Here is a 12,007-nt window from a genome sequence, read left to right as displayed (position 1 = left end):
ATTGCACGCCTGGGAGGATGGTCGGGTTATCGTTCCCAACGTCCTCCAGGAATGCCCACTCTCGTCAAGGGTTTGCGGAAGTTTGAGTCGCTTTTCCTGGGGTGGAAACTTGCTCAGACTCCACTTGTGTGTACACCGTAGGGAGAGGGGCTGGGGGTGAGGGCTGGCGTGGGAGAGGGGTTGCGCCCTTATCTAAATACTTCATTGATGTAAGCAACCCTAAATTAACGAAGCAGTTGGATAATTGTTCAACTTATTCCTATCTGAATAAATCTGTTGTCCCTTCACCGCAAGCCAGTTCACCATTTTGATAGGTAGGTACTACAGGCTTAATTGAACCCGGTGTATCCGCTTCACATAGAATAGCAACTGTAGTTATTTCATCCGATGCAGCATCAACGTCAGTTGCGGGAACGACAAAAACACCACCGACATAACTCCGAACGTTGTCCTTACGAGATATGCCATAGTTAAATGCAGCATTATCAGTTATCTGAGTTGAGTAGGTGTAGCTTTCGGTTTCAGTTTTGATACCCAAACCTAGATCAGGAATATTGCCACTGAATTTTTGTTTATCTAAGTAGTAAGTTTGCTGGGCGCGATTCATTGAACCAATATATTGTTTACCTTCTGATTGGGAATGTTTATGACTGTGATTCAAAAAGATGGGTGCAACTATGTAAAGAAATCCGGCTATCAGTAACATCAATCCTAGAAAGCATCCTACGCTACTTGCATCTGTTCCAGTTTTCCTACCCATGAGATTAGGTTTTAACTCTACACCTTGATTAAAACAGGTAACACTTTGAGAACATAACTGAGAACTTATCGACTTCTCATCGACTTGATTTGAAGATTCGTAGGGTGCGTTAGCGCCAGCGTAACGCACCAGCCAAGGTAAAATAGCTAACTAAAGTTCTCACTACAAACAAAGTCCTATTTTAGAGGGCTTTAGCCCTCTCCAGCTAGGCGTTAGAGAACTAAAGTTCTCACTACAAACAAAGTCCTATTTTAGCTGTGTCAGTCCGCCATCGTGCGTTAGCGTCAGCGTAACGCACCTGCTAAGGTGGAATTGCTGAGGTCAAAATGCCGTGTTCCGAGGTCAAAATTCCCTGTTCCGATACCCTGTAGAGACGTTGCATGCAACGTCTCTACATTATCACCCTGTAACAATTCCCCTAAACCCATCATGACAAACAAATCTGGACTCCCCATCAGCAAGCCGACTGCATTGGTTCACAAACCAATGGAACTCAACTTAAAAGAATTCTCAAAAGCCGTAGGAAAAGGAGGTATTGATTTCTTTTTTGGCAAATGGGATAGTTTAGCCGGGGATGGGGTTGAAGCCCTATCTGCCCTGGGTTTAGCTGAAAATGCCAGTGAAAAAGGGTGGTGGCTGGTTTTGCGCTCATTACTTCAAGCCATTAAGAATCTGGTTGATGAGAAAACAGAAATTGAACCTAAACACTTTAATCTCAAACCCTTAAAAAAGGGGATTAAACAGGCATTAGAGAATAGCCACTTAATTTTAAACCAAAAGTTTTTTAACCATCCCGATAAAGACCCGATCATTCAAGCGGTTAAACCTGCTTTTATGGACTGGTTAAAGCAGTGTAACCTCAGTGAAGCCGACGCCATTGCTATTAGTGACCGACTCCCCATCTACTTTGCCGCCGCATTACACGATGAGTGGAGGCGTCATGCTAAAGACTATGCTGGACTCAAAGAACAGTTAGATACTCCGTTTACCCAAGCCAATGACCGACTTCAGGCATGGTTTCGCTATGGAACCTGGCTACAAAAACAGGTCGAAGAACCGATGTTTTTAGAAGCCTTTAGCCTCAAGCGCGTCTATGTACCGCTACGGGCGTACTATAAGCGTAAAGTTGAGGGACAAAAGGCTGAAGAAGTAGAACCGAGACTGACCAATCGTGATAATTTTGAGCGCGTCGTCATTGAATTAGACAAAGAACTAGAAACCTGGCTGAATCAAGCCAAAAAAGATGATGCCATTCGCTTAATTAGTGGCAGTCCGGGGAGTGGCAAATCCTCCTTTGCTAAAATGTTTGCCGCCAACTTAGCAGAAACAGATAAGATTCGGGTTTTATTTATTCCCCTGCATCATTTTAATCCCGCCGATGATTTAATTGATGCCGTGGGTAAATTTGTCCAGATGGACGGCATCTTACCGCACAATCCCCTAGCGCCAGACTATCGCGAATCTCGTCTATTGATGATTTTTGATGGACTGGATGAGTTAGCCATGCAGGGAAAAATTGCTGAGAAAATTGCCCAAGATTTTGTCCGAGAAGTCCAGCGCACCGTTGACCGATTAAACCAGCAAAAACTCTGCTTACAGGTACTCATTGCCGGACGAGAATTGGCAGTCCAGGCAAATGAAACCGACTTTCGCAAAGAAGGACAAATCCTGCACGTTTCACCCTACTTTGTACCTGAAGATAAGCGGAAAAATTATGTTGATACGAACCAGCTACTAGAACAAGATCAGCGCCAGAATTGGTGGCAAAATTATGGTGCTGTGAGTGGTTATGGCTATACGGGTTTACCCAATGAGTTAAACCAAGGCAATTTAACTGAAATTACCGCTCAACCCTTGCTCAATTATCTGGTGGCTCTCAGTTTAATACGGGGAGAACTCGCTTTTTCTAAAGACACTAACTTGAATGCCATTTATAATGACTTACTCAAAGCCATTTATGAGCGAGGGTGGGCAGGACATCAACATAGAGCGATTCAGGGAATTGAAGAAAAAGATTTTATTCGCATTCTCGAAGAAATTGCCCTCGCTGCTTGGCATGGGAATGGGCGGACAACTACGGTGCGAGACATTCAAAGCCATTGTGACAACAGCAATCTTAAAAATCTGCTCAAGCGATTTCAAGAAGGGTTTCAAGATGATGCAAAAACCAGCATTACTCGCTTGATGATGGCGTTCTATTTCCGTCAAAGTGGACATAATGATTCATGGGACAAAACCTTTGAATTTACCCACAAAAGTTTTGGAGAATATTTAACCGCCAGACGCATAGTCGAAGAAGTGCGGTATATCCACCGCAAATTAGAAGCCCGCGATGATGATCCTTATGAAGATTGGGATGAGCGTCGGGCGTTACATCGCTGGGTGTTAGTCTGTGGTTCTACGGCGATGGATAAATATTTATTTAAGTTTGTTTTAGATGAAATGGGGCTGCATTATCAAAACAAGCCAGAGGATGTAGCAAAGTGGCAGGATACTCTTTGTCATCTGATTGGTTTCATGCTGCGCCACGGAATGCCAATGGAAAAGCTAGAACCGCGACCTAATTTTCAGGAAGAAAACCGACAAGCCCGCAATGCGGAGGAAGCCTTGTTAGCGGTTCTTAATAGTTGTGCGCGTTTGACTAAGAAACTATCGGAAATTAAATGGCATTCTCCAGATGCTTTTGGCACTTGGATTTCCCGGCTGCACGGACAACGAGTTAGTCAAAATATGTTTTGTCTGAGTTGCTTAAGTTTTTTAGACTTGCCAGGTTGCTTACTTAGCTTCAAAGATTTCTATGAATCGAATTTTTTAAAAGCAAATCTTAAAAGAGCGAATCTTGTCAATACACATTTTCAATACGCGAATCTTGAAGGGGCAAATCTTGTAGGAACTTATCTTTTGGGGGCAAGACTTGACAATGTAAATCTTGAAGAGGCAAATCTTGAAGGGGCAAATCTTATAGGGGCGAATCTTTTGCAGGCAAATCTTGTGGGGACAAACCTTAAATGGACAAAATTTTTCGGCGCAATTCTTGTCAGAGCAAATCTTGTGAAGGCAAATTGTGAAAGGGCAAATTTTGTACAGGCGCGTCTTGAAAGGGCAAATCTTGAAGGGGCAAATCTGAAACGGGCAAATCTTAAAGGAGCAAATCTTGAAGGAGCAAATCTTGAAGAGGCGAATCTTGAAGAAGCAAATCTTGAAGGAGCAAATCTTAAGGGAACAATCCTTGAGGGCAAAGATACCGATTAGCTCTCAAGAAACCGAGCCAACTGTGTAGGTGCGGTTGAGGAATGTAGGTGAAGCCTTCTCGGAGAGATAAACCTGAGTCGGGGCGGGTTTAGTTACATCGGGGTGTAACCGAGAAGATAGTAGTAAAACCCGCCCCTACACAATTTATTCTTGAGAGGTAACGCCGTGAAAAGAACTGAAAATGTAGAGCGATGGGAAGTTCCCAGACAATTAGAACAGAAGATGATAGAAATTGCCTGTCAGTTTCGCAAGGAACCAACGCCGAGTGAGGCAATATTATGGCAAGCCTTGCGGAAAAAGCAGCTAGAGGGGCGAAAGTTTCGGCGTCAGCAACCCATCGGGCGATTTATCGTTGATTTTTTCTGTGCGTCTGAGCGGTTGATTGTGGAGGTTGATGGTGGAGTTCATGAGTCTCAGAAATATTTGGATGAGCAACGACAGCAAGTTTTGGAGTCTTTAAGATTACGATTTGTGCGAGTGAGTAGTGAGGAGGTGGAGAGGAATTTGGCAGGGGTTTTGAGTCGAATTCGCGGGGAGTTTGGACACCCTCATCCTCCATTGGTGTCAAGTTAAGGAGGTGTCTGTCTACTTCTTGGCATTTTCCCCCTCATCCCCTAACCCCTTCTCCCACCGGGGGGAGAAGGGGAACCGGACAGCGCATTAATTTCTTCTTCTTTTATCAAGATAAAATAGAACTAAAAATAATCTTGCTATTCTCTAGTATTCCCTGAAAATACATAACCTAAAGTTACCTTTATTCTCCCCTCTCCCACAAGGGGAGAGGGGCTGGGGGTGAGGGGTTAAGGTTAAGTTTAAACACACGGATAAAAGACAGAGGATACTTCGCTTTTATTTCATGGGAGAAGAGGAACCGGACAGCCGATCAATTTCTTCTTCTTTTATCAAGAGAAAAAAGAACTAAAAATAATCTTACTATTCTCTATTATTCATTGAAAATACATAACCTAAAGTCGCCTTTATTCTCCCCTATCCCCTGGGTGGGAGAGGGGCTGGGGGTGAGGGGTTTTAAGTTAAATGTCGCTGAGTTAATCTGGGTTCGTAGTAGGCACGAAGCGTGCCAGAAGCGCTAAAGCGCTTACTACAAACTCTAAAGTCAGTGGCATTCGTTTTAAGTTAACCGATGTTCCAGATACTGAAACCAGCGCGATCGCACAATCCAAATCCCCACCCCAATCGGTAACACCAGCAATAGTCCAAACACTTCCAGTGCGGCGATTCCCTGACTAGCAACTTGACCAATATCCGCACGGCGCTGATGTAATAAAACAATAAGTAACACTACCAAAACTCCGATTAATCCGGCGTCTTTTCCAGAGACTTTTCCCAAGCCAGTTACAGTTAGCGGACGACGTAACCATTGCACTAGCCAAATCCCTACTTTTTCCACCCCGGTTAAAATAATACCGGGTTGAATTAACTCACATCCGATAATCAGAAACAAGAGCCAACTTGGTTGTAACGTGAACGTGTACGTCTCTAAAATAGCCACTTTCATGGCGATGCCATAGTTATAAACAATAAAAATAATCCATTGCAGTAAAAATTGGGGAAATTTGAACCATGATAAAGGATGATGCCACAATTCAACTGCACCCCGAAGTAAACCCGATAAGCAGAAAGCAGCTAACCCTAAACCGACATACAATCCAGTAATTCGTACCGCTTGGCTAATCTTTCCCGGATGACGCAAACTATAATTACTGACCAGTTGCAGCAGACTACACAAGACTAAAAGATTACTCGTTCCAGCTATCCAGCAGATAAGGAAAACAATCCCCCAAAATCCAGTTACACTGTATCGAATTCTTGCTTTTGATCCTTTCTCCATCCCCCCTAGCCCCTCTTTGAAAGGGGGGAATGAAAGGGGGGTATAAAGGGGGTTAGAGAGAGAAGGCTTTGAATTCTGCCAACGCAGAACTAGCCAAACTCCCCCCATAATACTGCCGCTAACTGTACCAATCCCGCCAACAATAAACCAGGGAACAATTAAAGGCTTCTCTTGAAGCGGTAGATCAAAAGCCTGTTGTGTCCAACGAATCACTTGACGGATTAATTTTGGGTCGTAGGGTGCAGTAAAATGATCCGTTGTATCGGAGATAACTAACCGACGTGCGGTTCCATTCTTAAAATTATTACAGATACCATCCGGACAAACCGTTTGCCACATTTGGCGCAACTCTGACGGCGGATTCAGTTGTTCGTATAAGCCAACACCCAGGAAGAGATTGTTGGGAATTGTGGGTGTGGCAAATCCACTGATACTCAGGACAACCGTGGCTTGTAGTTGAGACTCAAGTTGAGCTAATTTTAATGCCGTGGTTTCCCCCATGGAATGACCCGCAATGCCAATACGTTTAGAATCAAACTGGGAGGGATGCGATACGTCCATATCGGACACGCTTGCGTCCGAGGACACGCTTCGCGAACGCGATCGCACAAAATCTAAGACGGCTTTGGCATCAGCGACGGTACTGGCTTCTAGGCTGTTAATCGATTTATTTTGCATCCCCACCGAATAGGATTCTCCATAGCCGCCAAAGTCAAAGGGAATGGCTGCAATCCCATGTCTGGCTAATTCTATGGCTAAAGGGGTCATGCTTTCTTTACTGGCATTCACCCCATGACATAAAATCATCACAGGTTGGGGTTTTGGTGTCGTTTTAGGCGTATAAATGCGAGTGATTAAATTCTGTTTAGCGTTGATCGGAATCGCGACGGATTGAGATTCAATACCGAAAGTTAGCTGAAAACCTGTCCATAGCAGGAGTCCTAGACAAACCAGGAATAAACTTAATCCTAAAATCCGATAGTAACGCTGATTCATCCCATTCCATCTCAACGACTAACTAATAAACTATCTTCCTGACAAGAGGAACGCGATCGCACTCGTGATCCGGCGTTGATATCGGCTGACTGAACCACGAGTTCAAACCCGAATATCAGCAAGATAAGTAGTAAACCAATATAATAATGATGTTCATTCATTGTCCTTCGTCCTTTGTCATTTGTCCTTTGTCATTTGTCCTTTGTCAGGGTTTGAGGACTATTTACAAGACTTAGTACAGAGCCGTTTCCTCTTGTCCAACTACTTAAGGCGATCGCGCCACTTATCCCCAATACCGCCAAGAGAATTACCACACCAACAATCCCGAAGACTCGCTGCGGCGATTTCGGTGTCGCCGGAATAAATTCAAAGAAAGGAATCGATTCCGGGTTAGTCAGTGATACATCGTGCAGATTTCCATCCAGTTGCTTTTCATCTAGAGCGTATGTACTATTGAATACCTTGAGACGCGATAAGCGGGTTGAGGATTCATCCGTATATTTTTGATAATGCATCATTAGTCTCCTTCTCTCAGATGAACCGTTTCGCGATCGCGTTCCGGGAATCAATAGCCGAATACATCCTGTCTATGTTTTTGTTGTAATCGGAGAATAGAGAGAGTAGTGGCTTTGTGTAGGGACATTCACAGATGTGCATTAGGATCTAGAGGATAATCGATTTGACCGAAAATAATGGGTTCAGGCTCCTCGTCCTTCGACAGGCTCAGGAACACCTTCCAGGACGACTTTTATGTGCTAAAATATTGATGTCGATTTTTTCCACGTCAAATGTTGGTCTTTGAGTTCAAGGGCCAAGGAAAGACAACTCAATACTCAGCGATCGATGAAGCGATTCAAACCGCTCAATTTGTCCGCAACAAATGCATCCGTTACTGGATGGATAACCGAGGCGTAGGACAAAAAGACTTGTATCGCTACAACACGGCGCTAAGAGCTGAGTTTTCCTTTGTCAAGGACTTAAATAGCCATGCTTGTCAAACGGCTGTGGACAGGGCGTATTCGTCAATCGCTCGATTCTACAGTAATTGCAAAAAAGCTATTCCGGGAAAGAAGGGTTATCCAAAGTTTAAGAAAAACTGCCGTTCAGTTGAATACAAAACTAGCGGATGGAAGCTTTCTGAAACTCGAAAACAAATAACCTTCACGGACAAGAAAGGGATTGGCAATCTCAAGCTCAAAGGGACGTGGGACTTAAATTTCTACCAACTTGATCAAATAAAACGGGTGAGGTTAGTCCGTCGTGCAGATGGCTACTATGTTCAATTTTTGGTTAACGCTGAAAACAAAGTAGAAAGCAAGCCGACAGGAAAAGCCATTGGTTTAGATGTGGGACTCAAAGAGTTCTATACCGATAGCAATGGTCACAAAGAGCCAAATCCGCGATTTTATCGAGAAGGCGAGAAACGTCTAAGCTTCCTTCAAAGACGAGTTTCACGCACTGAGATTGGCTCAGCCAACCGAAAGAAAGCCATTAATCGATTAGGGCGAAAACACCTCAAAATAAGTAGGCAGCGCATAGAACATGCCAAGAGAGTGGCACGTTGCGTAGTCCAATCTAACGATTTGGTTGCTTATGAAGATTTGAGGATTAAGAATTTGGTCAGAAATCATTGTTTAGCCAAATCGATTAATGATGCAGGTTGGTATCAGTTCAGAAAATGGTTAGAGTATTTTGGAGTTAAATTTGGCAAAATAACCATTGCGGTTAATCCTGCCTACACCTCTCAGCAATGCTCTAACTGCGGCACAGTAGTTAAAAAATCCTTGTCCACTAGAACTCACATTTGTCGATGTGGATGTATTTTGGATCGGGATTGGAACGCCGCCATCAATATTCTGAAAATAGCCTTAAGTACGGCAGGGCATGTCGGAACTTGGATTTTAAATCCGAACGCTTCTGGAGACCCGACCTCTACTTTGATTGGAGAAATCCTGTCAAAGCAAGCCGGGTTTATGAAAGAAGAATCTCCGTCCTTATAGGGCGGAGAGTGTCAATCAACATCCTCATTCAAACGGGTAGTTATCGGAGTTTAGGACTGAAAACTTTGAGAACTCATCGGCTTCTCATCGAGATGCAGATATAGCGCTACGCGCCAGGGAATAGGCAATAGGCAACACTTCCAGACGTGCCATGGCACGTCTCTACATTGGCTCCCCCAGCTTCCCCAGCTTCCCCAGCTTTTCCTATCTACTAGGTTTGAGCGCAACTCGGTATTACTTACTTTCAGAGGGTACGGATTGAATCGGCGTCTCTGAACTCACGAGATTTTGAAATGTAGCGATAATTAAAGGTAAACCAATAGCCAGCGCCAGAATCAGCGCAATCCACTTTAACCAAATCGTCTTCGGGCGTCCTTTCGCCGGATAGCCACAAATCATGCAAATTTCATCATTCGTGCTAGTTAGGGAACCACACACCTTACAGGGTTCTAAAGCCATCGTTTTCCGGGAGGTCAAGCTATATTCATTCTAGCGCCGTGATCGTAGTAAGGGATGCGAGCCGATCAAATCATCGCCAAGAATCCTTTAACCGCGATCGCACATCTCTATATATCCTTAACCAGCACAGCCAATTGCAAATCAGCCATGACTACCCAACCTGGACTTCTGATCAGCAAGCTGACTCCGGTTTGGCAGAAACCACTTAACCCGCACGTCTCTCAACTTAAGTTGAGAAAGTGATTTGAAGGTGAAAAGTAGGTCATTTTCAGGAACCGTGAGTAGCTAGATTTCACCCTAATGAAGGATGATTTTGGCTACAAGTTGAGCTTACGCTGGGAAACATTCACCATTATCTCAAGTCAATACTCCAATTATTGTTTCGATAGATAGATTACATTATGGCTCAAACTCTTTACGTTAATCCCGCTACCGGAAACGATAGCGCGACGGGTGACCAATCTGCTCCCTTTAAAACCTTGTCCAAAGCCCTGCAACAAGCCCAAGCCGATACAACTATACAACTGACGGCGGGAACCTATAATGCGACGAGTGGCGAGATTTTCCCACTGCAAGTCCCATCTGGGGTCAAACTGGTAGGCAATGAACAGAATAAAGGCGATGGTATTGTAATTGAAGGGAATGGCGAGTATATTAGCCCCACGCTGGCTAAACAAAATATAACCCTTTTACTGGAAGATACAACCGAAGTGCGCGGTGTCACGGTGACGAATAAAGCCACACGCGGCACAGGGATTTGGATCGAATCGACTGATCCAACTATAACAAACTGTACCTTTACTCAATGCGATCGCGAAGGGGTTTTAGCTACCGGAACGGCTAAACCTAACGTTGTTGATAATGACTTTATTGATAACGGTGGCAATGGCATCTCGTTTACCAAAAAAGCTCAAGGAGAAATTAAGGATAATACATGTAAAGGAGCAGGTTACGGTATTAGTATTGATGGCGAGGCGACGCCGCGAATTGTAGATAATCTTATTACCGAAAACCGATTCGGAGTGGGAATTTCTGTCGATTCTAAACCTATCCTGCGAGATAACACCATTGAAGATAATGAAGAATACGGTATTGCTGTAACAGGTAATGCTGAGCCTGATTTAGGCAAAAGCCAAGACGATCCGGGTAATAATATTTTTCGCAACAACGGCAAGTTTGCGATTCTCAACTCCAGCAAAAATACGCTGCTGTCTTGGGGAAATCAGTTGACGACTAATCAAGTGAGTGGATCAATTAACATTGAAGGCAGTATCAGCGATGGTGGCGGTGGAAATGGTGATGACGATGATGATGAAGGTCAAGCACCGGATCCCTTCGCCGATATTCAAAACCACTGGGCAAAACCCTTTATTCAAGGATTAATTGACAAAGGAGTAATTAGTGGTTTTACAGATGGCACATTTAAGCCCGATGAAAAAATGACCCGCGCTCAATATGCGGCGTTATTAGTGAAAGCCTTTAATCCCTCGGCTAAACGGGATGGGATAAAGTTCACCGATGTTGCTGATGATTTCTGGGCAAAAAATGTGATTCAAGAGGCTTATCGCGGCGAATTCCTATCGGGTTTTCCGGACAATACCTTTAAACCCAATAATAATGTGCAACGGGCGCAAGTGATTGTGTCTTTAGTGAATGGATTGGGGTTATCGGCAAGCGATGAGACGGTGTTGATTACCTATAGCGATCGCGCCGCTATTCCGGATTATGCCAAAGATGAAGTCAACACGGCAACCAAGAAAAAAATTGTGGTGAGTTATCCGGATACGAAACAACTTGACCCGACAAAAGATGCTACCCGCGCTGAGGTGGCGGCGATGGTGTATCAGGCGCTAGTTGATGCGAATCAGGTGAGTGAAGTTAACTCAGACTATATTGTTAGCGCCAGTAAAACCTTCCCTGATATTCAAAACCACTGGGCAAAACCCTTTATTGAAGGATTACTCGACAAAGGCTTAATTAGCGGGTTTGGCGATGGTACATTTAAACCCAATGAAAAAATGACCCGCGCCCAATATGCAGCGTTATTGGTTAAAGCCTTTGACCCTGAACCTAAACGGGAAGCCAAAAACTTCCTGGATGTTAGTGATCAATCTTGGGCAAAGGATGTGATTCAAAAAGCTTATCGCGGCGGATTTCTGTCTGGTTATCCCGGTGATATGTTCCGCCAGGGAGATGATGTGGAACGGGTTCAGGTTCTGGTGTCTTTGGTGAATGGATTAGAATTATCAGAATCCGATGATAATGCCTTAGATTTTTACGAGGATAGTGATGATATTCCGGAGTATGGCAAGGAGGAAGTCGCCACATCAACGAAGAAACAAATTGTGGTGAATCATCCTGATGTCAAAAAACTAGATCCAACCAAAGCGGCTACCCGTGGTGAGGTGGCGGCTATGGTGTATCAGGCATTAGTGGATGCGAATCAGGTGAGTGCGATTGATTCGGATTACATTGTGTCCGCTTAACGGGGGAAAGTATTAACCCGCTAGTACACCGAATTGGATAGATTAGCCTAACATCCTCCAAACCGTAGGGGCGCACCGACGTGCATTGGTGTCAACTTAAGGTGAAAGCTCGGTTGAGCAAGGGTGTCGGGTGTCGGGTGTCGGGTGTCGGGTGTCGGGTGTCGGGTGTCAGGATGGAATTGTCTGTTGGAGGCGAAAAAACCTC

10 protein-coding genes and 1 pseudogene are annotated in these 12,007 nt (G+C 44.3%); 6 read left to right on the top strand and 5 right to left on the bottom strand.

All coding sequences use genetic code 11. The annotated features are described in order from the left end of the window. Positions 1 to 141, top strand: a pseudogene (locus RIG66_RS31395) (IS4-like element ISSysp3 family transposase); the annotation flags it as partial. Between the two features lie 118 nt (positions 142 to 259). Here RIG66_RS31395 and RIG66_RS31390 read toward each other — a convergent pair. Further along, positions 260 to 706, bottom strand: coding sequence for a type IV pilin-like G/H family protein (locus tag RIG66_RS31390; protein ID WP_446383688.1), 447 nt, complete (start codon positions 704 to 706; stop codon positions 260 to 262). A 483-nt stretch (positions 707 to 1,189) separates the two neighbouring features. Here RIG66_RS31390 and RIG66_RS31385 point away from each other — a divergent pair, with 483 nt between their 5' ends. Further along, on the top strand, positions 1,190 to 4,012 hold the full coding sequence (locus RIG66_RS31385) for a pentapeptide repeat-containing protein (protein WP_446383686.1): 2,823 nt from the start codon (positions 1,190 to 1,192) through the stop codon (positions 4,010 to 4,012). A gap of 165 nt (positions 4,013 to 4,177) precedes the next feature. Further along, positions 4,178 to 4,585 carry an endonuclease domain-containing protein gene (locus RIG66_RS31380; protein WP_446383684.1) on the top strand — a complete coding sequence of 136 codons (408 nt, stop codon included), beginning with the start codon at positions 4,178 to 4,180 and terminating at the stop codon, positions 4,583 to 4,585. A 556-nt stretch (positions 4,586 to 5,141) separates the two neighbouring features. Here RIG66_RS31380 and RIG66_RS31375 read toward each other — a convergent pair. From RIG66_RS31375 to RIG66_RS31365, 3 genes are read right to left on the bottom strand one after another with little or no spacing between them, the layout of a single operon-like run. Then, positions 5,142 to 6,857 (bottom strand): alpha/beta hydrolase, encoded by a 1,716-nt coding sequence (locus RIG66_RS31375; RefSeq protein ID WP_446383682.1) that lies wholly within the window; start codon positions 6,855 to 6,857, stop codon positions 5,142 to 5,144. Between the two features lie 11 nt (positions 6,858 to 6,868). Beyond that, positions 6,869 to 7,018 (bottom strand): hypothetical protein, encoded by a 150-nt coding sequence (locus tag RIG66_RS31370; RefSeq protein ID WP_446383680.1) that lies wholly within the window; start codon positions 7,016 to 7,018, stop codon positions 6,869 to 6,871. Positions 7,019 to 7,048: 30 nt separating this feature from the next. After that, complete coding sequence (locus tag RIG66_RS31365) at positions 7,049 to 7,375, bottom strand: hypothetical protein (protein WP_446383678.1); 327 nt, start codon at positions 7,373 to 7,375, stop codon at positions 7,049 to 7,051. Positions 7,376 to 7,645: 270 nt separating this feature from the next. Here RIG66_RS31365 and RIG66_RS31360 point away from each other — a divergent pair, with 270 nt between their 5' ends. Next, complete coding sequence (locus RIG66_RS31360) at positions 7,646 to 8,857, top strand: RNA-guided endonuclease InsQ/TnpB family protein (RefSeq protein WP_446383676.1); 1,212 nt, start codon at positions 7,646 to 7,648, stop codon at positions 8,855 to 8,857. Between the two features lie 234 nt (positions 8,858 to 9,091). Here the strand turns inward: RIG66_RS31360 and RIG66_RS31355 are convergent, their stop codons facing one another. Continuing rightward, positions 9,092 to 9,316, bottom strand: a complete 225-nt coding sequence (locus RIG66_RS31355; RefSeq protein ID WP_446383674.1) for a hypothetical protein — start codon at positions 9,314 to 9,316, stop codon at positions 9,092 to 9,094. Positions 9,317 to 9,354: 38 nt separating this feature from the next. Here RIG66_RS31355 and RIG66_RS31350 point away from each other — a divergent pair, with 38 nt between their 5' ends. Both RIG66_RS31350 and RIG66_RS31345 read left to right on the top strand, forming a co-directional pair. After that, a complete protein-coding gene (locus tag RIG66_RS31350; protein ID WP_446383672.1) occupies positions 9,355 to 9,525 on the top strand; it encodes a hypothetical protein in 171 nt (56 codons plus the stop codon). Positions 9,526 to 9,717: 192 nt separating this feature from the next. Continuing rightward, positions 9,718 to 11,802 carry an S-layer homology domain-containing protein gene (locus RIG66_RS31345; RefSeq protein WP_446383670.1) on the top strand — a complete coding sequence of 695 codons (2,085 nt, stop codon included), beginning with the start codon at positions 9,718 to 9,720 and terminating at the stop codon, positions 11,800 to 11,802. Positions 11,803 to 12,007: the final 205 nt, after the last annotated feature.

The organism is Coleofasciculus sp. E2-BRE-01, assembly GCF_040221695.1.
In the GTDB taxonomy this organism is placed as follows: Bacteria; Cyanobacteriota; Cyanobacteriia; order Cyanobacteriales; family Coleofasciculaceae; genus Coleofasciculus.
This window is presented reverse-complemented; position numbering and strand designations above follow the sequence as displayed.